Here is a 24,681-nt window from a genome sequence, read left to right as displayed (position 1 = left end):
CCACTTTATAAATTCATATTATTATAAAAATGTGGATAATAGATGGAAAAAATATGAAAGTTTTATGAACAATTTTTTTGATAAATTTCATCCAACAAGCATTTAATGTGATATACTATTCCTTGCCACAGGAGTCTCATAGACTCCTTTTGTTGTTGGCGGAGGGAAAATATTGTCAGTTAAACTTATTAATTCTATTATGGTAGAAAAGAATAATATCAATCTAGGACTTTCATTATATTTACATACAGATAAAGACAATAAACAGCACTTTGTCTATTATACAGACTATCTAGGATATGGAACCGATGAAGGAAAATATAGTCCTGTCATAGAGAAGACTATACACTTGGATAATCCGGATAATATGAGCGAAGAAGATTATGCTCAACGTATGGAAAGATATGTCAACGATATGAATAATATGTCCTTTGATGATGTTCTGTCATTGATTGCCTGTGCATAAAAAAAGTTCAAGGAAAAACTCCCTGAACTTATATTACTTTGTAAAAGGAACAACATCTTTAACAGCATCTTCTAAAGAGATTTGTTGATCATCATGATCTACATCAATAAGAAGATATTTATCATTTCCCATGTGTAATTCTTTCATATATGATAATTGACGTAAACCATGACGTGTTTCTATTCTTTCAACCAAATCATGATGGTCTTCTTCTTTCATGGCGTAAACTAAATCTACTGATGCCTGATCAATCGCAAGGATATCTAATGAAGCTAAGATACCAACATTTGGTGTCACAACTGGTGCTGCAGCTGTTCCTTCACAGTCGCAAGAAACAGACATATTACGCATCACATTGATAAAGACAATCTGATCTCCAAAGTGATCAACAATAGCTTTTGCTGATTCTGTCATACGTTCCATAAATTCTTCTTTCGCAATATCCCACATATCATCAGAACCAGGTGTGGTATGAATCATAGCTTTTCCAACACGTCCATCAGCACAGCCAATACCAATATTTTTATTGGATCCTCCAAAACCTCCTTGTGTATGTCCTTTAAAATGCGTTAAAACAAGCATAGAATCATAGTTCACAATGTTCTTTCCCATTGTCATATGATCAAACCATTTTCCATCTTTCACTGGTAAATCGACTGTTCCATCAGCATCCATAATATCAACTGGACAGAATGTCCATCCATTCACTTTTAATGTTTCAAGATGCTGATCTGTTGTATAACGATCTCCTTCATAATACGTATTTGTTTCCACAATTGTCGCATCTGGTAACTGTGTTTTGATTAGCTCTTCTACCCACGGACGAGGAATAATATTAGGTCCATGTTGTTCTCCTGTATGAAGCTTCACTGCAACTTTTCCATTTAAATGTTCCTGTATACGATTATAAACTTTTAATAATCCTTTTGCTGAAAGATCTCTTGTAAAATAAACGATAGATTCTTTTCCACTTCTTTCATTGTAAGGTACATAATGATTTCCATTTGTTCCTGGAATAGGTTTTTGATTTGACATCTTTTTTCCTCCTCTCAATATGGATATTCTTAAAATTCTATTTCCATTAATCAAATTATAGCACTCATAAAAAAGATAAACAAGATACGAAAAAAGTCCGAAATGATCGGACTTATTTTCTCACAACACTGATTCTTTGTTGGATATGATTTCCTTTTGTGATTTCATCTACCATTGCAATAGCATAGTCAGCATATGAAATAATGCTTTCTCCTTTTTCATTCAATGTCAATTCTTCTCCACCTAAAATATATTGACCAGTTCTTTCTCCTTCAGCCTGGAAATCTCCAGCTGGACTGATAAATGTCCATTTGACATCATATCTTTCTCTTAATTCATCTAAAGCTTTTCCTTGTGCAGAAGCTAATGGTTTGAATTCTGCAGGGAAATCTTCACCATCCATAACCTGTAATGTATGCTCTTTATTCACATATAAACTTCCTGCGCCACCAACAATACATAATCTGATGTCTGTTCCAGATAAAATATCACATAAATGTTTTAATGACGTACTATGTCCTGGAAGTTCTTCTGGAGCCCATGCACCAAATGCATCTACCACAACATCAAAACTTGCTAAATCTTCCTTTGTAAGATCATATAAATCTTTCTTGATCACATGAGGGGCAACACTTTGATTATCTTCTCTAACAACGGCTGTTACATCCAACCCTCTTTCTACCGCTTCCTTAACAACTAATCTTCCAACTCTTCCGTTGGCACAAACAACTGCAATTTTCATAAGTTTTCCTCCTTTGTTTTGTTGTAACCTTTCTTATTACAACTTCATTATATATCCCTTCTGTTGTAATGCCAATAGTTACAATGTAATTATTTTATTATTTTTCCCGTCAAAAAAACATGAAATGTATTACATCCCATGTTCTTCCTTTTTATCTAAACTTTTTAAAGCATGATAAATGCCATCATGATTATTATCCTGAGTGACTCTTCCGACTTTCTTTTGAATATCTACAGGAGCATTCCCCATTGCCCAACCATAACCAACTTCCATCAACATATCTAAATCATTATACTGGTCGCCAAATGCAACAACATTTTTTAATGGTATATGCCATAATTGACAAAGCTTTTGAACTGCTTTGGCTTTATTAATTCCTAAATCTACAATTTCAATCAGAATATCAGAAGATCGAACAATCGTACATTGAGGAAAAGCTTGTTGGAGATGTTGTTCGATGGTGAAAATATCTGATGAATGACAAATGCAAAGAATTTTATGAACTGTTGATAATGTCTGTAAGTCTTCTAGAGTGGCTTCTAAAGATTGTGCTTTCACTATACTTTCTTCTCTTAAAATACGCTCATCATGACGACTTTTAACAAACCATTGATCAAAAGAATAAACACACCATGCGACATCAAATGTTTCCAGTTCTTTTAAAACTTGTAATGCTGTTGTCGTGACCATACCTTTTTCTGCTAAAATATGTCGCTGCTGATCCATAACCAAAGCTCCATTATAGGCAATAATTGATGCTTTCAATTGATAATCTTTAAGTATAGGGAAAATACCTGATGGACTACGTGCTGAAACCACAACAAAAGGAATATTTCTTTCCATCAATTGATGAAGTGCTTTTTGTGTCAATGGTGTGACTTGATGATTTTGATTTAAAAGTGTTCCATCAACATCACTAAAAATAACCTGATACATAATATTTCTCCTTTATACAAAAAGGGATTGTTTAATAACAATCCACTATTTGATCTGATTAATGATTTTTTGAACGTTATCATATCCGTTTTTATAGCCAAGTCCTACAAGAGCACAAGAGAGGATGCTGATAATCAAAAGTATAACTCCTAGAACTTGTATAAATGGATGAATGGATGAACCAAATAGAACAAGAACGAAAGAAATTGAAGAAAATATAATAAGATTTCTTAACCATTTTTTTAAATGATTTAACATTTTTGTTTGATATTGTACTTCTGCTATATATGCTTTTTTCAGTTTGGCATCCATGATATCGTCTCCTTTGATTAATATTGTAAACCTGGATTAAAGAATCCAACTAATACACCAACAAATGCAATCACAACAAGTAATAACATAACTTTGATTGGTGACATTTTTCTTTTAGCAAGTAAATACCAGCAAAGCATAACAAATGCAGCTGTTAAAAATCCTGGATAAACACTATCTAATGTTTTTTGTAAATTCAAGTATGGTTCTGTTGCTCCTTTAGCTATTAAAGTAAAACTTGTTTCCACTGATACCCAAGTAGCTGCAACAGCCCCAATAACAATACCACCTAACATTGTAATTGATTCTCTTAAAGCCTCTCCTTGAGGTCCAACTAAGAAATCAACAGCTTTACCACCTAATTCATATCCTTTGAAATATAAGAATTTCATTCCAAAGTAAGCAAATAAGTTCCAAACAATGATATAGAAGATAGCTCCTAAAGGTGATCCTCCACCAGACATTCCTAATGCAACACCTAATAAAATAGGAATGACTGTACCAACAACTAATGAATCTCCAATTCCGGCTAGAGGTCCCATTAACCCAGCACGTAAACCATTAATTGTTTCATCATCTACATCATCACCATTGGCACGCGCTTCTTCCAAACCAGCTGTCATACCAACAATGACTGAACCAATTTGTGGTTCTGTATTAAAGAAAGCTGTATAAGTTTGCATAGCTTTGGCTTTATCTTCCTGCTTGTCATACAATTCATTAACAATAGGAAGCATTGAACATAAATATCCAAAAGTTTGCATATGTTCCTGAGAGAAACATGTTAAGTTTCCATAATACCAATTATGAAATGACTTTGTCAGAGTCTTTTTTGTTAATTTCTTTTCCATCTTAAATATCCTCCTCGTCATCATCATCAGCTTCTGATGCAGCTGCTGGCTTATTGATTGCTAACATTTTAATACGATAGTTAATTAAAGCAAACATTCCGGCAATCACTGTTGCAGATACAAGGTTAATACCTAATGCTGCTGCTAGAGTAAATCCAAAGAAGAATGGAATAAAGTCAACTGCTTTTGTTGCAATCTGTTTCAATAAAATCGCAATTCCAACACATGGAAGTAATGATCCAACAGTAAATAATGTCATCATTGCAATACCATCCATTGGTAAATAATTTTTAATTAATTCTACCATTGGAGCTCCCATCTTACACATAATCAAAGTTGGGATAAATGAACAAAGAATATGTGAAATCCAAGGTAATCCCATATTGACAACATATAATTTATTGAAATTACCTTTTTCTACAGCACGCCATCCCATATGTTGCCATACAAGATTGATTGTTGCTGTTCCATAAAACAAAACAGTTCCTAAAGTTCCAACCATTGTTCCAAATGAAGTTGCCATAGCTTGTCCATCTGCACTTCCGGCATCTATACCATAGCTCTTTAATGCAATCATAGCTAGTGGAATTCCAATGTAACTTACAGCACGAACGTCAGCTGAAACAGTTCCTCCAGGTGTAACTAAAGCAATATAAACGACTTGCATCGCTACCCCAACTAAAATACCTGAATAAATATCTCCTAAAATAATACCACATACCAATCCACCAATTAATGGTCTACCTAAAGTGTAGTTACCAATTGATGTTCCACCTAAACCTGGCATACTTGATAAACAGGCAAAGAGTCCAAGTAAGGCAGCTTGAATCCAACTAATTTCCATAATAATGAAACCTCCCCTTTATTTTTTAATATCCAAATTTTCCTTTAAAATCATCCCATGTTCCAATAGAAACATCTGGTAATAAGGCAAATTTGATTTTATAACCAGCTTTAGCCATTTTCTCGAAAGCATCTGCTTCTTCTTGTGTAATAGACTGGTTATTTCCTAATTTGACTGCCCCTTCTCGATCATTACATGGTCCAACAATGACTGTATCAATACCACATTTGAACCCTTGATCCACTAAAATTTTACACATATCAACTGGGTTTTTAGTAATCAAGAAATATCTTGTATCACTATCTAAAACCTTTTGTGCCTTTTTTTGAAAGTCATCCAATGTCCAGACAAATGTTTTCTTTCCACTGGCAGCTTTATAAGCAGCTTTTAACACATCATTTTTAGCTGCTTTATCATTCACAGCAATCAATCCATCACATGGATATTCACGAGCCCAACGTGTGCATGTTTGCCCATGAATCATACGATCATCAATACGAATAAATGAAACTGACATATTATTCTCCTCCTTTAAATATCATCTTCATCATCATTAACAACTTTAAATTCTTTTAAAGCACTTTGTGCTTCATTTAAAACTTGTACAACAAGGTCATCACGTGCCATTGTATCTTTCATCAATACTGTTGTTAAAGCAAGTGGTAAATTCATTCCACCTATTGTTGTACAATGTTCACTTAATCCTTTTTCAGCGATTACATTCATAGCTGTTGTCAGTGGAGATCCACCAATCAAATCACCTAATAAAATGATTTCATCATCTTGATGAATACCCTCAATAACATGTGAAAATTCTTCAGCGAATTCATCAGCACTTTTTCCATTTTTTAAACCAGCTGATAAAACATCATCACGTTCTCCTGCTAACATGGAAAGTGCATCTTTTAATCCATCAGCAAATTGTCCATGACTTACCAAGACTAAGTATTTCATTTCTTTTTTCCCCTCCTCTTTTTGACACCATTATTGTATCAATTAAGCCCTTTCATTCCATCTGTCTATTGTCACATTTTTATCATGACAGATGATAGAAACAAATATGACATTTGTCATGCTTTTTTAATAAATTTCTTTTCTTAACAATTAACTCTTGTACTCAATAAAAACATATAGCAAAATTATCCATAAGAAGAATGAATTGTTATTATAGAATGGGATATTTTATCAATATAAATCTCATCATGAAATATTCAAAGTAATTAACAAGAAAGATGAGAAAACACTCATATTTATACAACAAGATGGAGCTATGTTATTGCTGTCATAAATGACTTTCCACATGGATAAGTTTTCAGTATAGTTTTATCATTATTAACTCAGTTGAAAAGAAAGGAACAGATCATATGACGAAAATTATTTTATATCATGGAAGTCCTCATAAAATGATTAAGCCTACTTATGGCTATGGAGAAGATAAGCATGATTATGGTAGAGGATTTTACCTAACTGATAATTTAGAATTAGCTAAAGAATGGGCTGTATGTAGGCCAAATGACAAGAGGTGATGAATAATGCATGCATATTCGGAAGCTTATGTAGATGATGTTGTTGAAAATCAAGGAAGATTATTTGACTACTTTGCTCAAACATATCCAAATAAAAGTACGGAAGATTTTATAGTCACTTATATGAAAAGTAAAACAAGAAAAAGTATTGACGATTCAAAAGCATATGTTATGACTATGGATTTTGAAGAATTATGGAATTATTTTTATACTACAGAAGATGTTGACATAAAAGATGGTGAAACTATCCCAGGATTTATTCCTGATTGGATTGGCGAGTTTTATGCCTATTATCAATGGTTTTATAATATCCCTAGTTCTTTAATCGTAGAAAAGATTCACGTAAATTATCTCATTCACGCATATCCTGGTCTTCATGATTTAGATTTAGAATTAGCAGTTAAGAAAGTGGGTGAATACTAATATGGATTTTGTTTTCTTTCATAACCCAGATGAAGAAAATGGATATTTAAGCAATTGGTACATATCACAGTTTACTATACATGATATGTCCTTTTCTTCTATGGAACAATACATGATGTATATGAAAGCTAAATATTTTCATGATCATGAAATAGCTGAAAAAATACTATCTACTGATAATCCTGCCACTATCAAAGCGTTAGGAAGAGAAGTTTCCAATTATAATGAATCTTATTGGAATGGTATCAGGCAAATTATTATTTATGAAGGTTTATTAGCTAAATTTTCACAAAATGAACAATTAAAAATAGAATTATTAAACACACAAGAAACTATATTGGCTGAATGCGCTGTTGGCGATAAAATCTGGGGTATTGGTTTGTCAATGAATGATAAAAAAAGATATGATATGTCTTATTGGAAGGGTAAAAATTTACTAGGATATAGTCTTATGATGGTGAGAAACAAAATAAGAGAAAGCCTCTAATTACAGATATAAAAGAATATAATAACGAAATATAAAAAGAGATTTCTTAAATGATAGCGTAAAATCATTGTTGAAATCTCTTATTTTTTCATGACTCATTATAAATCATAAACAAGTTAGAAAAATATACAATTTTTGATGCTTTATTCTCTTAAATATTCATTAACTTCATTTTGTAAAGACATTAATGATAAATCTAAATCTTCATTATTTTGTATCATCTGTTGTATCTGTGTATCCATCATTGTTAGAGTGGCATTATATTTTCGAAATTGATTTTGATTCATAGCATTTTCCATAACATCATTCAACAAGCTTAAATCAACTTGCGTATCTCCTAAGGATTCTTCGTTGAGTAGACTTAATGCTTCAGTTGATTGAATAACAGTTTTTAAAGATGATATTCCCTGTGAATAGCGAAAAAGACTTTCTTGCGTTTCTTGATCATATGTTAGTAGTTTTAAAAAATCCCAGGCCTGCTGTCCATAAGATGTACGAGCAGAAATACCCATCAATAATGAAGACACTTCACTACGACTTTCTGTCATCCCAGGCATAGGAACACAATCCCATTCAAACTGAGAATATTTTTGAACACGATAAGGATAAGGCTTATAAGTACGATATTGTGCAAAAGGCATCGGAGAAAATGCCACCTTCCCTGTATCAAAATCCTGAGAAGTCACTGTATAGCCTTTATTCAATTGATTCAATCTCTGAATGAAAGCAATCGCATTTTTTACAGGTTCCTGGTTTAAATAACATGTCTGACCTGTTTCATCAAACAAACTAACTTCATGACTATAAACAGAGTCTAACCAATCATAATTATAACAACCATATTGATCAATCTGTCCATCATTATTCGTATCTTTTGTTACTTGTTGACAGATATTATAAAAATCATCTAAAGTCCAGTCATTACTTGGAAGATCTATATTTTCTTTTTGCAGTAATGTTTGATTCACAAACATTAATGTTGGATTACTTTCATAAGGCAAAGCATACTGATGATGCTGATATTGCCCTGCAAGCAAGGCATTTTCATAGTAATCATCGCTATGAAACTGACTATCTTTTTGCATAAAATCATCTAAGTTCTTTAATGCACCTAGCGCACTTAAAGTATTAAAATCTTCACTTAAGACCATAAAGATGTCTGGTTCTTCTCCTTTTAAATATTGAGCAGATAACCATTCTGAATAATCATCTTTTAAAATACCACTTTCATATTCAATATGAATATCAGGATTTTCCTCTTCATATCTTTCAATAGCCTGATCAATAATTTTATAACAATCACCATTAGGTACATCCCAGTTACTTCCAGCAAAAATAACAACTTTTAAAGTTATGCGTTGAGGGCGCCAAACAACACATAAAAGACATCCCAATACAACCAGTATACAGACTATCTTTTTTCTACTCATCGCTAAAATCCTTTGTCGTAATACCTGTTTGTACCGCCCATATTGCCAGTTGTGTTCGATCTCTTAAATTTAATTTAGATAAAATCGAACTTAAATAATTTCTTACTGTTCCTTCTGATAGGAAAAGCTTTTGTGCTATTTCTTTATTGGATAATCCAAATGCAACTTGTTGAATCACTCGCCATTCAGGATGACTAATATCTTGAATAGCCTCTTCATCAACCTGAATTGCATAATTATTTTGTGTCATTTTAGAAAACATGCTGAAAACTTTCGTGGCAATATCGGGATTAATCATAGCTCCACCACTATTCACAGTGACAATAGCCTGATAAAGCTCATCCATTCCTACACCTTTCAATAAATAACCACTCGCTCCATATTTAAGCGCACTAAATACGAAATCGTCATCATCAAATGTTGTCAAAATAATAATTTTTGTTTGAGGATATTTTTCCTTCACAATTTTTGTACAGTGAACACCATCCATTCCTGGCATACGAATATCCATCAAAATGACATCAGCTGTTTCTTGTTCAAGAATATGAATCACTTCAAACCCATCCGATGCAACATCTACAACCTGGATATCTTCATGTGTCCCTAATACAATTTTTAAAGATTCTCTAATCAATTCCTGATCATCTGCAATAATCACTTTAATCATTATCTGTCCTCTCCTCTTACTTATACTGGTATTTTAGCGATTGTCAAAAAGCCATGATGACCATCAAACTCTACCTGACCATTAATAACCGCAAGACGTTCTCTCATTTGTGTTAAGCCAAATCCATAATGGACATGATCACAACCAATTCCATTATCTTGTATTTTGAGATATAAGAAATGATTTTCCTGATAAAGATGAATATAAACTTCTGTCGCATGTCCATGACGCAAAGCATTCGTAATAGATTCCTGTATAATTCTAAATAAAATATCTTCTTTTGTTTTTTCCAGATCTATATTTTCTAGTTCATACTCTAATGCAATCGTCAGATCACTTACACTGGAAAATTCACCTATCATACGTTCTATAGCTTCTTTTAAACTATGTTCTTCTAAAGCTCCTGGTCTTAACTTATTTAAAGAATTACGAACATCTTTAATGCCCTGCCTGACAACTTTTGAAATAACTTGTAGCTGTGCTTTCGTTGCTTTAGGATTTTGATCAATCATCGCAATACAAGCATCCACTCCTGCTGCTATTCCCGTCAAGGCATGACCTAAAGTATCATGGATTTCTCTAGCCAGACGTTTTCTTTCATTGTTTTCTCCAATTTTTTCGGTAATGGCTGCATAATTTTCTAATTCTTTATTCACCTGATGCACCATATCCAATTCTTGAGAAATATGCTGATTCTTTTGTATTTCATCTACCAGATAAACAATCATAAAAGCAATAAACAATATCATATTGAGCGTTTCTAAACATGACTTACTCATCATAAAGATACCATTAATTTGTGATCCATAGATTTGAAAATATTCATTTATACTTGTCAATGGAAAAATAGCCGAAAAAACATCATAACTAGATATTAAATAAGCCACAACCAAAACCCAAATAAACCACTTAGAATATCTTCCATCTCTTAAATGAAATATACAATCACAAAAAACAAGCAACAAGATACCATTATATCCCATATACAAAAAATAAATCAAAGTAAAACTCACAATCATTTCAATAAAACTATAAATAAAATTGAGTCTTTTATGCGCAATTACTTTTTCACTACGACTATACATAATAAAGATAAATATACCATACAACATCAATGAACCAAAAAATGCAACAATGGGCTGATGTGGAAGATGCGTAATCCGATCTAAAAAATCCCTAGCCAAACGTGTGGAAACAATATATTGCGTTGTCAAAAGAATAACACTGCCATAAAAAACAACAATCAACATATTCAATATCGTCATTGCATTTCTTAAAAATGATAATAAACGCTGATAAGAATATTGCATTATTGCCACCCCGTTTCATCATATATTTCAATATTATCTTCATTAATCAGTTGAACAGGTATGACAACTTCATTTTCAATATCTTTTCCTGCTAAGTATTCATACATTTTTTCTGCTGCCAGATTCCCAATAGAAATAGGTGATTGAGCGACTGTTCCAGCTATCATTGCATGATCACCTATAAGTGTTTTCATATCAGGTGTTCCATCGACTCCATAAACAACTGTATTTTCCTGATGATGTGCTTCCAATGCAGCCAAAGCTCCTAAAGCACTTGGATCATTCAATGCCATGACAACATCAATATTTGATTGACGCTGTAATATATCTTCCATTAAAGGCATCGCCAGTTCTACCTGTCCTTCACACTCACCTTCATCTACAACTTGATATTGTGATAATCCGTCTATTGTATCTAAAAAACCATCTATACGATCTTTCGCAGATTTGACATTTGTATGTTTCAACAAAACAATGCGCGCAGAATCAAATCTTTTCATCATATCATTGGCACATTGTACCCCTGCATCATAATTATCTGAAACAATTGTACAATTCACAAGTTCTTCATTTTTAACAGGTGCATCCACAACAATAACAGGTATTCCAGCTTGATGAGCCGCTTCTAATGCTGGTGTAATTTTCTCAGAATCAATGGGATTAATAAAAATACCATCTACATGATAATCAATAAATGAGTATATCTGTTCTATTTGTTTATCCACATCTAAAGCAGGATCTCTGACAAGAAGCTGATCGCCATTGTCTTCTATTGCTTTCAATAACTCATTGTTGATAACTTCATAAAAAGGATTATTCATTGTCATGTATGTCACACCAAATATGCGATTTTGTGTATTGGGATATTGATAATGATAATAAATAATGCCTATCATCAATGCTCCAATGATGCCTAAAATCACTATTAATGATTTTAAATTGTTTTTAACCATGATTTCACCACTTTTCCCATAATTCTATCTTATCTATTTTTTTAAATATTCTCAATAATAAATATTTTCAAGTCAAAGATTTTTTACAAAAAAAGCTCCAAGAAAATCTTGGAACCTCTTTTTAATATTGTATTCTCTTTTTGATTAATCTAAATCTTCACCATTAGAAGCAATGACTTTCTTATACCAATCATAAGAATCTTTTTTACTTCTTTCTAATGTTCCATGTCCTTCATTATCTCTATCTACATAAATAAATCCATAACGTTTTTTCATTTCTCCTGTTGTAAATGAAACACAGTCAATACATCCCCATGGTGTATATCCCATTAAATCTACGCCATCTTCTTCTACTGCTTTCTTCATTTCTTCAATATGCGCTCTTAAATAAGCAATACGATATGGATCATGGCATGAACCATCTGCTTCTTTAACATCTATTGCGCCAAATCCATTTTCTACAATGAATAATGGTTTTTCATATCTTTCATAGAAAATATTCAAGGCATATCTTAATCCTTCTGGATCAATAGCCCATCCCCAGTCAGAAACTTTGACATATGGATTTTCTACACTGTATTCACTAGAACCATCTGTTGCCTTAGAAACATCTTTGTGCGCTGTTGAATCTACAGTGTTTGTCATATAATAACTGAATCCAATATAATCCACTGTTCCCTCTGCTAAGATTTTTTTATCTTCTTCTGTAATATTAATATCAAATCCTTTTCTTTCAAACATCTTTAAAGCATAAGCTGGATAATGTCCACGACATTGTACATCACAGAAGAACCAGCGATCATGCATCATTTGAACTGATAACACCATATCTGCAGGACGACATGAATATGGATAAATTGGTACCATGGCTATCATATTTCCAATTTGAAAATTAGGATTAATTTCTTTTCCAGCTTTAACCGCTAGAGCACTGGCAACTAGGGTATGATGAGCGCATTTATACATGGCTTCCTCTGGATTATCATAATCTCCAAAATGAACTCCACTGTTTGTCCATCCGAAGATATCATTCTTATAATTCATCTGATTGTTGATTTCATTGAAAGTCATCCAATATTTGACTTTATCTTTATATCTTTCAAAGCAGACCTTTGCGAATTTCACAAAGAAATCAATTGTCTTTCTGTTCATGAATCCACCATATTCTTTGGCTAAATGATATGGCATTTCAAAATGAGATAAAGTAATAACGGGTTCAATACCATATTTTAATAATTCATCAAAAACATCATCATAAAACTGTAATCCTTCTTCATTAGGTTCTTCTTCATCACCTAATGGAAAGATACGTGTCCAAGCAATAGATGTTCTAAAACATTTAAAGCCCATATCAGCAAACATGGCAATATCTTCTTTATAATGATGATAGAAATCAATCCCAACATGATTAGGATAGTATTTTCCTTCAATCACACCATCCGTAATTTCTCTAGGCACACCATGTGCTCCTGCCGTCATGACATCTGCCACACTCAAACCTTTTGATGTTTCTAAAACACCACCTTCAAATTGATGGGCAGCTAAAGCTCCACCCCATAAAAAATCTTTACTTAATACCATCTTCTTTCTCCTTTCCTCATATAAAATATAAGCTTATAATTTTATTATAAGTATATTTTTATTGATATCAATATCTTTTCATCTTATTGGTTTTTTTAAGCCCAACAAAACCATCTATAATGGAAATATTTGATAAGATGAACACATAATTTTAACAAAATAACAGAAGAAAATCATATAAACATATATTAAATTATGATTATTACGCATCGTTAAAAACATCTATACAAATATACTTTCTAAAGTATGATTAACATTTCCTGTCGCAAAATCCATGGCTTCTACTTCCATAACCTTTTTGCCAAACTTTCTTTTTAAACTTGGATACATATAAGCCACTTGAGGTGCTAATAAGATGATATCATAATCATTTGCTACCTCTTCTACATTCATTATTGGATAAGCATCCACAATGATATTTTGTTGAGCCTGCTGCATTAAAGAGGCATAATAATGACTTGTTAAACCTGATGTACAACAGATTAATATTTTTAAAGAAGAAAGTTTTAAAGAGGAATTTACTTTATTGTGATGATTTTCATCTTTTAGAAATTGGAAGAAAGAGAGAATGTTTTTTCTGGTTGATAAAATATCCATCATTTCAAAATGTAAATAAAACATATTCTTTTCAGTCCATTTATCCTCAATAGATAATTCCATCATGTTAAACTCTTTATAAAATATGATATGAGCATGATATTTATCATTACAAAAACACACAATATTCTTGTCATGACAGATATGTGCATTTTTCATTGTGCTCACCCAGCGATAAAAATAACGAAATAAATAATCACGACTCATGATTCCATCTCCTTTTCTATGAATCAAAAACTTCTGATACTTCTTTGAGTAAAGATATAATCTCTAAGTGCTGTGGACAGACACTTTCACATTGTCCACATGCAATGCAAGCTTTAGCGGGTTGATAATCTCCTGTGCTATGATCTTTATAGTATGTATCATAGCGTCTATTTTCACCATACATTTTGGCACTGTTGTAAGCTGTAAATAAATCTGGTATTTGAATATGCATTGGACATCCTGGTGTACAGTAACGACATTTTGTACATGGAATGGTTGGATATGATAAGACCTGATCTGTAACTTGTTTGATCAATTTGGCTTCTTCATTATTGATTTTTTCAAAATGAGTCATCGTATCCAAATTATCATTCATCTGTTGTGCATTGGACATACCTGATAAAATTGTCATAACACCATCTAAGGATGCGACATAACGCAAAGCCCATGATGCTATAGATTTTTCAGGAGCGTAATCTTTATATATTTTTTCAATATCATCAGAAAAGCTTGCCAGTGTTCCACCTTTGATAGGTTCCATCACAACAATGGGTTTATGATGTTTTCTAGCTACTTCATAATTTTTTCTTGATTGAATGACTCCATTTTCCCAATCTAAATAGTTAAGTTGTAACTGTACAAAATCTATTTCAGAATGCTCTGTTAAAACTTTGTCTAAAAAATCAGCATCATCATGAAATGAGAATCCTATATATTTGATTTTTCCCTGCTTTTTCATTTCTTGAATAAAATCAAAACACTGATATTTTTCATATGTTGGATAATGACTCTTTTCAACACTATGCAATAGATAGAAATCAAAATAATCAACACCCGTTCTCTTTAATGATTCTTGAAAGATCCTTTTAACATCTTCCTGACAAGTTAATTTCCATGCAGGAAGCTTATCTGCTAATGTATAAACATCTCTTGGATACTTTTCAACTAAAGTTTGACGAATAGCTTCTTCACTTCCCGCATATACATAAGCTGTATCAAAATAGTTAAATCCTCTTTCCATATAAGAATCAACCATTCTTTGGACTTCATCTAACTTGATTTGACCTTGCTTGTCTTTTGGTAATCTCATTAACCCAAAACCTAATTTTGAATTTGATAACATACGATTCCTCCTTATCATTTTTATAAGCACTTTTATCATATTGATTTTTGATTCATTAAACAATGATATTTCATTGAAATAAAACCCCATTTACAAATAAGTTGTTTTTTATATACAATTCTGTAAATTCATTTTGAATCTTTGGGTGATTCTAGAGTCCTTAAAAAAATTATGCTATGATAAAAATGAGGTGATATCCATGTTAATTAGAGAACGATTAGAAAGATGTGACTTTTCTCATAGTGAAAGAGTCATTATTGATTTTATTTTAAAAGAAAAAATGAAAATTAAGGATATGACAACCAAGGATATAGCAAACGCTACATATACTTCACCTTCTACTTTAATCAGAATTGCACATAAGATGAAATTCAAAGGATGGAATGAATTAAAAGAAGCTTATTTAAAAGAGGAAGAATATCTGGAAACACATTTTTTAGATGTAGATGCAAACTTTCCATTTACCAATGATGATACAATTATGTCTATTGCTTCCAAACTTGCGACTTTAAAGAAAGAAGCCATTGATGATACATTATCACTTGTGACTCATGATGATTTACAAAAAGCTGTTCAAATCATTCGTAAAGCGTCTTCTATTTATGTTTTTGCAGTCAGTAACAATGGTCTGATTTCACAGGAGTTTGCACATAATATGTCTAGAATCCAAAAGAAAGTCACGATCTGTCATCTGCAAGGAGAACTGGTTTATAGTGCTATGAATGCTGAACCTCAATCTTGTGCTATTATTGTTTCTTATTCAGGTGAAACACCCATTCTTTCAAGAGTCATTCAAGCTTTAAAAGCCAATGGCATTCCCATCATCGCTTTAACAAACATTGGTGAAAACACTGTTTCTAAACATGCAGATGTGGTTTTAAGAATTTGTACAAGAGAAAAGCTTTATTCAAAGATTGCAACTTTTTCTACTGATATTTCTTTTGAATATATATTAGATTTACTTTATTCCTGCATCTTTGCATTAAACTATGATCAAAACGTAGAAAGAAAAACAAAGATTTCTTCAATGATTGAAAAAGGACGCTTTTCAACTATTGATATTATGAAAGAAGATGAATTTTAAAAAAAGATATAGTCATTGCGCTATATCTTTTTCTATCCCTTATATTCCCATCCATGTTCTCCATGATAAATCATCTGTTTTGTCATACCACCATCAATACAGATGTTTTCACCTGTGATAAAACTAGCTTTATCACTACATAAAAATAAAACCATATGAGCAATATCTTCAACTTTTCCAATACGTTTGACAGGATGTTGTAAAACGTCTGCTCCCTGATAAACTGTCTGGTCTGATTCTGTTTGAATCCATCCAGGTGAAATAGAATTCACACGTACTTTTCCAGCCAAAGACATAGCTAAACTATGCGTTAAAGCATGAATACCACCTTTGGCAGCACTATAGCTTTCACTTTGAGGCTGACTCATCCCATCTCTTGATGAAGAAATATTGATAATACAAGCTCCTTTATGAAAATCATCTTGAAATAATTTCGTCAAATAAAACGGAGCAGTGACACCAACAGATAAAGCATATTGAAATTCATCATAACTACATTCATCAATTCCTTTAAACAGTGGTTTTGCGTTATGAATCAAATAATCTATATGCCCATAATCATCAATCACTTTTTGATGAAACTGTTTTAAAATATCTTGACTGCCAACGTCACCCTGAAAATAATCATTCTTTTCAGTATCTATAATGCAAACATGCGCTCCTTCTTTTTGAAACATTTCAGCAATGCATTTTCCAATACCTTTAGCGCCACCTATCACAACCACAACCTTATCTTGAAATTCCATAAAAAACCCCCTAATCAAATAAATGTTGATGATTTCCACTTGGTATCCTGTAAAAGATACAAATCACCATACCCACTATAGATAATAAACATAGAATTAAGTAAAATATATCATATGAATAAAAATCAATCAAATATCCAGCAACAAACTGAAATACAATAGAGCCAAAATTACGACATGTCTGAACAAGTGCTAAGGCACTCATCTGATGTTTCATATCCACAATCGTTGCGACAATTTTTAAATTCAACATGATAAATAACATTGTGGAAACTGCTTTTGTACATATTGATACAATGATCACAATCATTGCTTGTTTTACAAAGGAATAAGTAAAAAACTGTATCGTTAGTAATAAAAATATACCGATAAGCAATTGTTTATTAGTTAATCTATTCATATAATACTGTGAAAAATAAATAATCGGTAGTTCTGAAAAAGTCAAAATAAAAATCACTGTCGATATTGTATTCATTGATAATCCCAGATTTTGAAACATAGCTGGTAAATAGGTTGTATTGGTATTTGTTATAGCATAGAACAGGCATACAATGATTAAATAGATGATAAAATTCTTTTGAAATAAACCTATTGTTTTTTCTTTCTTTTGGGTTTTGATCTGTTTTACATTTTGTGTGCCATAAATGCCTATGACACATAAAATCAATCCTATCGTAAAGAATGCATACATGGCTTCTGGTGAAACATAATCATAAATAACACCTGATATCTTAGATGCAACCGCATAACCAATCGTTCCCCAAATTCTAATCTTTCCATAGGAAAAACGTGATAATGTTGCCATATTCTCAATAACAGGATTAGCCGCATTAAATAATCCTAAAGCTAAGCTATAAATCAAAGCAATCATATAAATATTTTGAGCATCAATAAATATAATTCCTAAAACTGCTGCTAATAATAAAATCAACATATTTAATCTTTTTTGAGAATAATGATCATTGAAATAACCGACAATAGGTTGAATGATCATGGATAAAATAAATGAACATGAGACAACCATAGAAACTTGTGAAGCATGATAACCTTTATCCATCAAATAGACAGATATATATCCAGAAAAAACAGCTAGTGAAAAGAAATAAAAGAAATACATGAGTAAATAACTGAAATAACTATTTTTATAATGTATACGCATAGACATTCTTCCTTAAAAATCAAAATGGTCTGGATCTGGTCCGGTTCTTTTATTTTGATTCAGTGCATTCATGAAGTCCATTTCTTCTTTCGTTAATTCAAAATCAAACAAATCAATATTTTCTTCAATACGTTCTTTATGAACTGATTTAGGTAATACCACAATATGTCTTTGCAGTAACCATCTTAAAATAATCTGTGCCGTTGATTTATGATATTTATCAGCAATCATTTGAATACCTGGCATATGTAAACAGGCTCCACTTCCTAGTGGTGACCAGGCTTCCAAAACAATTTTATTATCCTGACAAAACTGTATAGTTTCTTCATCCTGCATTTGTGGATTGATTTCTATTTGGTTCACTGCTGGAATCTTATGAACCTGAGATAATAAATTTTGTAAATGTGATTTTCTAAAATTAGATACACCTATACTTTTGACAAGTCCTTTTTCTTTCACTTTCTCCATTTCTAAATAAGCTTCAACATAACCTTCTACAGGCCAATGAATTAAATATAAATCTACATAATCCATCTGTAATTTCTGTAAACTTGTTAATAAAGCCTTGCGTGTATTTCCAACTCTGATATCATCATTCCATAATTTTGTCGTAATAAAGATATCTTCTCTTGGTATTCCACTTTCTTTGACAGCCTCTCCAACAGCTTTTTCATTACCATAACAGGCTGCAGTATCAATATGACGATAACCCGCTTTTAAAGCATCTAAAACAGCCTGTTTTGTATCTTTTCCACTTTGCCATACACCTAAAGCAATAATAGGCATCTTTTGACAACAACATAATTTGACTTTTGTATTCTGATTCATTTTCATCTCTCCTTATTCTTCTCTCATTCCCAATTTCTAACTAAATAATCTTTTTTCATTTCCTCGATCAATCTTAAAGAAAATAACTAATAATAAACTGATCACCATACAAATCAGACAAATCATATAAAGATAAGAATATGAACTCATATCCAGTATGTATCCAGCTGCATTTTGAAAGATAATCGAAACTAGATTTTTTAATGTCGCAACAATAGCTAAAGCAGTCATTTGATGTTTTTCATCAATTAATGTGTTCACAACTTTAAGATTAATCATTATAAATAACATCCCAGCAGGATGCTTGACTAAAAAAGTGACGATAACAGTCATCCACATAGGCATGTCCAATCCATATACAGCACATTGAGCACAGACCATTGTCGTCGCAATCATTAATAATGTTTTATTAGATAAACGATCCATAAAATGACTAGACAATAATACAAGTGGTGCTTCACAAAAAACAGCAATAGATAAGACTGTCGATGTTATTCCTACATCTAATCCTTTATCTGTCAACATGGATGGAATAAATGTATTGGACATATAAGTCACACCATAAAACAGACCACAAATCAGTAAATAATATAAGAATTTTTTATTTTTTAATATATCTCTTGTTTTGACTTTCTCTACATTTTGAGATTGTTTTTGCATTTGAGGTTGTGTTCCTAACAAACCAAGAATACATAAAAACATGGTGAAAACAAAAACAATAAAAATAGCTTGTGGTGAAATACGTTCGTATAGAAGCCCAGCTAATTGTGAACCTAAAGCATAACCAATTGTTCCCCAAATCCTTATTTTTCCATATTGATAAGGGGATGCAGTCGCAATTTTTTCCATGATAGGATTGACCCCATTAATGCTCATCAAGACAACACTGTAACTGATCATAATCATGATAAGATGACATGATAACATAAAAACAAGACCACCCACAATCGCAATGACAAATAAAATAGTATTCACCTTTTTGAGATTATACTGATCATTTCATTTACCAATGATGGGTTGTGTGATTAAAGATATTAAAAATGACGCAGACACAACCAATGAAACCTCACTGGCTTTAAATCCCATGCCGATCAAATAAACTGAAATCAAAGCACTAAATAATGCCCATGATAAATAATAAAAATTATACATGAAAAAGTAACTTAAATAACTATTCTGATAACGTTGCCAAAGACTTACACTTTTATAATTTCTGATACTTTCCATAACTTTTCTCCTTTCTGTTTTTTAATTTAACAAAAAGGATTTCATGATAAAAGACTTGAACGAAAGTTTCAAAACCTGTTTTAAAAAATAAAATGTATAGGCTTATATTTTGTAAATAAGATTTACAAAATATACTCTTAAAATAAAGAAATGATCTTGTTTTATTGAAAAATATTTGTCAGGAAGATGTTTTTAGCTTTCTATTTTATGTTTTTTTGATAAACTAGAAATAAAGATAGGAGGAATATTATGCTTTGTGATTATCATGTACATACTCACTATAGTGATGATAGTGAATATCTCATGGAAGATGTTGTGAAAGATGGAATTAATAAAGGATTATCAGAAATCTGTTTTACTGATCATGTGGATTATGGAATCAAGTATGACTGGGATGATCCACGTGCTTTTCAAAAAAGATATGAAACACTTTTAGCAAATGTCAATTATCCTGAATATGAAAAAGAAATTGATGAGTTAAAAGAAAAATATAAAGATCAGATAACATTAAAAATGGGATTGGAATTTGGTATTCAAACACATACAATTGAAAAATATCAGAAACTATTTCATGAATATCCTTTTGATTTTATTATTCTTTCTATTCATCAGGTAGAAGATCAAGAATTTTGGACACAGGATTTTCAAAAAGGCAAAACACAGCTTGAATATAATATGCGCTATTATCAGGAAATGCTTGAAGTTGTAAAAACATATAAAGATTATAGTGTTTTAGGACACATGGATTTGATTACACGCTATGATTTGAATGGTGCTATTGACTTCACTTATATACAAGATATTGTGAAAGATATTTTAGAGATTGTTATCAAAGATGGTAAAGGCATTGAAATCAATACTTCATATCATCGTTATGGCTTAAAAGATATGACCCCATCTCGAAATATTTTAAAGCTTTATAAAGAACTGGGTGGTCAAATTATTACAATTGGTAGTGATTCACATCAACCCGATCATCTCGGTGCTTATATTGAAGAAGCCAGAGAAGAACTAAAAAAATTAGGCTTTGAATATTATTGTACTTTTGATAAGATGCAACCTATATTTCATGAACTTTAAAAGCTAACCCTGAGGTTAGCTTTTTAAAATGACTATTTGATATCAATTTTTAAATCTTTAAAAAAAGCTTCTGTTCCAATATCTACAAAAAATCCTACTGAACCTTTTAAATCTTTTCCATGTTTCATATCCTCAACAACAAGAATCAGCTTATCATTGATATAAAATGAAGCATGTTCATCTTCAATAACTGCTTTTAATTGAATCCATTCATTCAAATCAATATCAACAGGTGCTTCATATTGTGTAATCTGATGATTTCTAAAATATTCAAAAGTATATTTTGGATATGAAAAATACTGACATCCATGCGTTTTTCTCATAGGATCTTGACATTGTTTACCATTTGTTGGTCGTACATAAAATGACTCAAATTGCTTGTCATCATCTGTAATACGATAAGCAATACCTATAAATCCTCTTGCGAAATCTGGTGCATCAGGCAATAGACGACTTAACATTTTCACTTCGATTGTTCCATTGTGAAATGAAAAATCTTTTAATTTTGCATAAGTATTTTCATCAAATTCCATGATTTTTTCAGCTTTGACAACTCTTATTACTTTTTCACCATCAAGTTCTACATTTTCAATATTTGTATGAACAGGTATAAAAGACTTTTTATTTAAATCCATTTGTTTTTCCATTGTTCTTCTCTGGTATATTATAATTGACTCATTTATCAGTCATTAAAATATACCTTCTCCTTTCTATCAACTTTATTAATACGTAGTTGATGACGTTTAGGTTTATATGTAAAATTGAAATATGTGTTTGTGGATTTGTATTTTTCCGTGTGGCTTTGACTACTTCAAGGGGGTTTGGACCACTCACTTATTCCTCAATAACGATGAGTTAGATGAGTCTTTGAATTCGCATTTTGAACCAGGTTTTATGGTCTAAGTGTTGTGGGTACCACATCACATGAAATTTATTTGAAAGGATGGTTTTTATGAAATTAGTTGGTATTGATATTGGAAAGCACAAGCATTTCGTCAGTATCGTTGACAAGTTGACTGGTGAAATTATTCTTCAGCCTGTCGCTTTCTCTAATAATGCTCAGGGTTTTGAATTCCTTATCTCTCAGATCGCTCTCTATCCTGTTGATAGCGTTCTTATCGGTATGGAAGATACTGGTCATTATCATTTCGCTTTATTGCGCTTTCTTTTACAGAAGAACTACAACGTCGCTTTGATCAATCCTAAAACTACCGATCTCAATCGTAGAATGGATGGTGGCATCACTAAAAACGATAAACTTGATACTCTTAATATATGCGATATATTAAGCTCAAACAAACTCAAGAAACCTTATCGTTTGACGTCATCTAAGAAATTTGACCTTTATGAACAGAAGCAGCTGACTAGGTTGCATCATTCCCTCAAGGAACAGATTAATGTTCTTTCCAATCGTCTGCAGAAATGCATAGATCTTGTTTTCCCTGAATATAACGCACTTTTTAAATCCAAGTATGGAAAAGTCTATATGTCTATTCTTAAACAGTTTGGCAGTGCAAAGGCCATTGCACAGGCTGACATCAGAACTTTACGCAAATGCTTTGATATTACCGGCAGAGGCAATCGCATTTCTCTGACTGCTGAAAAGCTAAAGGAAAGTGCAAAAACATCTGTTGGCATTTCTCCGTTGGCAGATGAAATGCAGATCAAACATCTGATAGCTCATATCGAACTGCTTAATGATCAGCTCAAAGAAATAGATAAAAAAATAGAAGAGTTTTCCACTGACTTAAACTCTCCTATCATCTCCGTACCAGGAATTTCGCATTTCTCTGGTACATCAATTCTAGCAGAATATGGAGATATTTTCAACTATTCTAAGCCTTCAAAGATAATAAAGGCAGCGGGTGTCGCCCCATTTCACTACGAATCAAGTCAGTACGAAGCCAAGCATAGTGCCATAACCAAGCAAGGATCGAGCTATTTAAGAAAGACGTTATATCAGGTCATTGTGCCAGTCATCAGGTTCAACAAGGTCTTCAAGGATTACTATGACCTTAAACGCTCACAGGGAAAAAGTCATCGCTGTGCGCAGGGACATTGCATCAGGAAGCTGTTGAGAGTCATCTATCATCTGGTAACGACAAATCAGCAGTTTGATGCATCGTTACTGAGATAGAAATAGAATGAAACCGTATTCAAAAAAGTCTATTCCATAGGCTGTTTTCGTCATGCCCAAAAACACAAATCGTATTCACATTTCAAAGATCTTACATATTGATGAGCTACCATAATCAAATCATTTAACATTTTCAAACTTTTTCATCAAATGACTTGAATTTTATATAGTTAGCTCCTCTATCATAATATACTCCAAATTTGATAAATTTGTAAGTAGGCACCTTTTTGTATGAATTGAATTCATCATATGACTGATTCTTATAAAATTATATAAATGCTTTTTACTCTTTGATGTTGGCGCCACTAAAATCACAGGAAGATAACTGTTCTTCTGGCAAATGACACATACGGCGTTCTTTTTTGACAAGCTTTTTTACAAATTCTGTTGCCGGATGACGAAGTAAGTTTTCAGGTGTAGCAAATTGTTCTATTTGACCATGATCCATCACAAGAACCTTTGTTCCTAATTTTAATGCTTCTGAAATATCATGCGTCACAAATAATTTTTCTTGGCGAAAGCAGCCTTCAGAAAAGGAACGGATTCCTCATCAACCTGCCCAAAGTTGATAAGGACACGATGTTTAGGAACGCCAGAAGAATCACGATAGGATTCAACGAGTGCGCAAAAACAGGTATTTTTCTTACCCTTATTATTTTTGATAACTCTAACGAACATAGAAGCACCTTCTTTCTTAACTACATTATACAACAAAAGTAAAGAAAATAAGATAATAAATAGATAATTATACTTAACTACAAGTAAAAAAGACACTCTTTTATTTCCAAAAAAATAAAAAAGAGCCAACTTACTAAGTTGACTCCATTGACCTTGGTTTCCCAAGGTTAATTTAGACTTAATTATTCACCAACATAAGGTAAAACGTTTATTTATCGCTTTATCTGGAATAATATCGTTAATTTAAATTGA

The 24,681-nt window shown here is 32.0% G+C and carries 29 protein-coding genes and 1 pseudogene; 7 read left to right on the top strand and 23 right to left on the bottom strand.

Annotated elements, in window-relative coordinates; translation table 11 throughout:
* The first annotated feature begins 172 nt into the window (after positions 1-172).
* Positions 173-466 (top strand): hypothetical protein, encoded by a 294-nt coding sequence (locus E0K96_RS06150; protein WP_087244274.1) that lies wholly within the window; start codon positions 173-175, stop codon positions 464-466.
* Positions 467-499: 33 nt separating this feature from the next.
* Here E0K96_RS06150 and E0K96_RS06145 read toward each other — a convergent pair whose 3' ends face one another.
* The 8 genes from E0K96_RS06145 to E0K96_RS06110 all read right to left on the bottom strand — a co-directional run bounded on the left by E0K96_RS06145 (position 500) and on the right by E0K96_RS06110 (position 6,140).
* Positions 500-1,501 (bottom strand): DUF362 domain-containing protein, encoded by a 1,002-nt coding sequence (locus E0K96_RS06145; protein WP_168081925.1) that lies wholly within the window; start codon positions 1,499-1,501, stop codon positions 500-502.
* A gap of 112 nt (positions 1,502-1,613) precedes the next feature.
* Entirely contained in the window at positions 1,614-2,243 is a 630-nt protein-coding gene (locus tag E0K96_RS06140) for an NAD(P)-dependent oxidoreductase (protein WP_087297523.1), read from the bottom strand.
* Positions 2,244-2,372: 129 nt separating this feature from the next.
* Positions 2,373-3,179, bottom strand: coding sequence for a Cof-type HAD-IIB family hydrolase (locus tag E0K96_RS06135; RefSeq protein ID WP_129739082.1), 807 nt, complete (start codon positions 3,177-3,179; stop codon positions 2,373-2,375).
* Positions 3,180-3,224: 45 nt separating this feature from the next.
* Entirely contained in the window at positions 3,225-3,491 is a 267-nt protein-coding gene (locus tag E0K96_RS06130) for a hypothetical protein (RefSeq protein WP_087297521.1), read from the bottom strand.
* 17 nt (positions 3,492-3,508) lie between these two features.
* Positions 3,509-4,342 (bottom strand): PTS system mannose/fructose/sorbose family transporter subunit IID, encoded by an 834-nt coding sequence (locus E0K96_RS06125; protein WP_168081923.1) that lies wholly within the window; start codon positions 4,340-4,342, stop codon positions 3,509-3,511.
* Between the two features lies 1 nt (position 4,343).
* Positions 4,344-5,186 carry a PTS mannose/fructose/sorbose/N-acetylgalactosamine transporter subunit IIC gene (locus E0K96_RS06120; RefSeq protein ID WP_168081921.1) on the bottom strand — a complete coding sequence of 281 codons (843 nt, stop codon included), beginning with the start codon at positions 5,184-5,186 and terminating at the stop codon, positions 4,344-4,346.
* 25 nt (positions 5,187-5,211) lie between these two features.
* Positions 5,212-5,703 carry a PTS sugar transporter subunit IIB gene (locus E0K96_RS06115; protein WP_087304355.1) on the bottom strand — a complete coding sequence of 164 codons (492 nt, stop codon included), beginning with the start codon at positions 5,701-5,703 and terminating at the stop codon, positions 5,212-5,214.
* 14 nt (positions 5,704-5,717) lie between these two features.
* The gene (locus tag E0K96_RS06110) at positions 5,718-6,140 is read right to left on the bottom strand and encodes a PTS sugar transporter subunit IIA (protein ID WP_087244266.1); all 423 of its coding nucleotides are present in this window, start codon (positions 6,138-6,140) and stop codon (positions 5,718-5,720) included.
* A gap of 410 nt (positions 6,141-6,550) precedes the next feature.
* Here E0K96_RS06110 and E0K96_RS06105 point away from each other — a divergent pair, with 410 nt between their 5' ends.
* The 3 genes from E0K96_RS06105 to E0K96_RS06095 are packed head-to-tail and all read left to right on the top strand — an operon-like array spanning position 6,551 to position 7,622.
* Positions 6,551-6,712 carry a DUF3990 domain-containing protein gene (locus E0K96_RS06105; protein WP_206080620.1) on the top strand — a complete coding sequence of 54 codons (162 nt, stop codon included), beginning with the start codon at positions 6,551-6,553 and terminating at the stop codon, positions 6,710-6,712.
* Positions 6,713-6,718: 6 nt separating this feature from the next.
* Positions 6,719-7,135, top strand: coding sequence for a hypothetical protein (locus E0K96_RS06100; RefSeq protein ID WP_168081919.1), 417 nt, complete (start codon positions 6,719-6,721; stop codon positions 7,133-7,135).
* A 1-nt stretch (position 7,136) separates the two neighbouring features.
* Complete coding sequence (locus tag E0K96_RS06095) at positions 7,137-7,622, top strand: NADAR family protein (protein ID WP_168081917.1); 486 nt, start codon at positions 7,137-7,139, stop codon at positions 7,620-7,622.
* Between the two features lie 143 nt (positions 7,623-7,765).
* Here the strand turns inward: E0K96_RS06095 and E0K96_RS06090 are convergent, their stop codons facing one another.
* The 7 genes from E0K96_RS06090 to E0K96_RS06060 form a co-directional block, all read right to left on the bottom strand.
* Complete coding sequence (locus tag E0K96_RS06090; protein WP_206080618.1) at positions 7,766-9,052, bottom strand: ABC transporter substrate-binding protein; 1,287 nt, start codon at positions 9,050-9,052, stop codon at positions 7,766-7,768.
* On the bottom strand, positions 9,045-9,719 hold the full coding sequence (locus E0K96_RS06085; RefSeq protein ID WP_087244262.1) for a response regulator transcription factor: 675 nt from the start codon (positions 9,717-9,719) through the stop codon (positions 9,045-9,047). The genes E0K96_RS06090 and E0K96_RS06085 overlap by 8 nt, the downstream gene beginning before the upstream one ends.
* 20 nt (positions 9,720-9,739) lie before the next feature.
* Positions 9,740-11,029 carry a sensor histidine kinase gene (locus tag E0K96_RS06080; protein WP_168081915.1) on the bottom strand — a complete coding sequence of 430 codons (1,290 nt, stop codon included), beginning with the start codon at positions 11,027-11,029 and terminating at the stop codon, positions 9,740-9,742.
* A complete protein-coding gene (locus E0K96_RS06075) occupies positions 11,029-11,982 on the bottom strand; it encodes a sugar ABC transporter substrate-binding protein (protein ID WP_168081913.1) in 954 nt (317 codons plus the stop codon). The genes E0K96_RS06080 and E0K96_RS06075 overlap by 1 nt, the downstream gene beginning before the upstream one ends.
* A 144-nt stretch (positions 11,983-12,126) precedes the next feature.
* Positions 12,127-13,563, bottom strand: coding sequence for a 6-phospho-beta-glucosidase (locus E0K96_RS06070; RefSeq protein ID WP_168081911.1), 1,437 nt, complete (start codon positions 13,561-13,563; stop codon positions 12,127-12,129).
* A 222-nt stretch (positions 13,564-13,785) separates the two neighbouring features.
* Positions 13,786-14,367 carry a PTS sugar transporter subunit IIB gene (locus E0K96_RS06065; protein ID WP_168081909.1) on the bottom strand — a complete coding sequence of 194 codons (582 nt, stop codon included), beginning with the start codon at positions 14,365-14,367 and terminating at the stop codon, positions 13,786-13,788.
* 16 nt (positions 14,368-14,383) lie between these two features.
* Positions 14,384-15,490, bottom strand: coding sequence for an aldo/keto reductase (locus E0K96_RS06060; RefSeq protein WP_168081907.1), 1,107 nt, complete (start codon positions 15,488-15,490; stop codon positions 14,384-14,386).
* A gap of 199 nt (positions 15,491-15,689) precedes the next feature.
* Here E0K96_RS06060 and E0K96_RS06055 point away from each other — a divergent pair, with 199 nt between their 5' ends.
* Positions 15,690-16,574, top strand: coding sequence for a MurR/RpiR family transcriptional regulator (locus E0K96_RS06055; protein WP_168081905.1), 885 nt, complete (start codon positions 15,690-15,692; stop codon positions 16,572-16,574).
* Positions 16,575-16,606: 32 nt separating this feature from the next.
* On the opposite strand, the gene E0K96_RS06050 is transcribed toward E0K96_RS06055, so the two are convergent.
* From E0K96_RS06050 to E0K96_RS06030, 5 genes and pseudogenes are all read right to left on the bottom strand, one after another.
* Entirely contained in the window at positions 16,607-17,320 is a 714-nt protein-coding gene (locus E0K96_RS06050) for an SDR family NAD(P)-dependent oxidoreductase (protein WP_168081903.1), read from the bottom strand.
* 10 nt (positions 17,321-17,330) lie between these two features.
* The gene (locus tag E0K96_RS06045; RefSeq protein ID WP_206080616.1) at positions 17,331-18,479 is read right to left on the bottom strand and encodes an MFS transporter; all 1,149 of its coding nucleotides are present in this window, start codon (positions 18,477-18,479) and stop codon (positions 17,331-17,333) included.
* A gap of 12 nt (positions 18,480-18,491) precedes the next feature.
* Positions 18,492-19,307, bottom strand: coding sequence for an aldo/keto reductase (locus tag E0K96_RS06040; RefSeq protein WP_168081901.1), 816 nt, complete (start codon positions 19,305-19,307; stop codon positions 18,492-18,494).
* A gap of 36 nt (positions 19,308-19,343) precedes the next feature.
* Positions 19,344-20,285, bottom strand: a pseudogene (locus E0K96_RS06035) (MFS transporter); the annotation flags it as partial.
* A gap of 21 nt (positions 20,286-20,306) precedes the next feature.
* The gene (locus tag E0K96_RS06030; RefSeq protein WP_168081897.1) at positions 20,307-20,534 is read right to left on the bottom strand and encodes an MFS transporter; all 228 of its coding nucleotides are present in this window, start codon (positions 20,532-20,534) and stop codon (positions 20,307-20,309) included.
* Positions 20,535-20,783: 249 nt separating this feature from the next.
* Here E0K96_RS06030 and E0K96_RS06025 point away from each other — a divergent pair, with 249 nt between their 5' ends.
* Positions 20,784-21,614: a histidinol-phosphatase HisJ family protein gene (locus E0K96_RS06025; protein WP_168081895.1), complete on the top strand. Its 831-nt coding sequence runs from the start codon at positions 20,784-20,786 to the stop codon at positions 21,612-21,614.
* A 32-nt stretch (positions 21,615-21,646) separates the two neighbouring features.
* On the opposite strand, the gene E0K96_RS06020 is transcribed toward E0K96_RS06025, so the two are convergent.
* Positions 21,647-22,261, bottom strand: a complete 615-nt coding sequence (locus E0K96_RS06020) for a hypothetical protein (protein ID WP_206080614.1) — start codon at positions 22,259-22,261, stop codon at positions 21,647-21,649.
* A gap of 305 nt (positions 22,262-22,566) precedes the next feature.
* Between E0K96_RS06020 and E0K96_RS06015 the strand changes: the two genes are divergently transcribed.
* Positions 22,567-23,751 (top strand): IS110 family RNA-guided transposase, encoded by a 1,185-nt coding sequence (locus E0K96_RS06015; RefSeq protein ID WP_168081893.1) that lies wholly within the window; start codon positions 22,567-22,569, stop codon positions 23,749-23,751.
* A 283-nt stretch (positions 23,752-24,034) separates the two neighbouring features.
* Here the strand turns inward: E0K96_RS06015 and E0K96_RS06010 are convergent, their stop codons facing one another.
* On the bottom strand, positions 24,035-24,250 hold the full coding sequence (locus E0K96_RS06010; RefSeq protein WP_206080612.1) for a hypothetical protein: 216 nt from the start codon (positions 24,248-24,250) through the stop codon (positions 24,035-24,037).
* Positions 24,247-24,429, bottom strand: coding sequence for a hypothetical protein (locus E0K96_RS06005; protein WP_168081891.1), 183 nt, complete (start codon positions 24,427-24,429; stop codon positions 24,247-24,249). Before E0K96_RS06005 ends, E0K96_RS06010 begins: the two co-directional genes overlap by 4 nt.
* Positions 24,430-24,681: the final 252 nt, after the last annotated feature.

The sequence above is a fragment of the Massilimicrobiota sp. SW1139 genome, from assembly GCF_012027715.1.
In the GTDB taxonomy this organism is placed as follows: domain Bacteria; phylum Bacillota_I; class Bacilli_A; order Erysipelotrichales; family Coprobacillaceae; genus Allocoprobacillus; species Allocoprobacillus merdigallinarum.
This window is presented reverse-complemented; position numbering and strand designations above follow the sequence as displayed.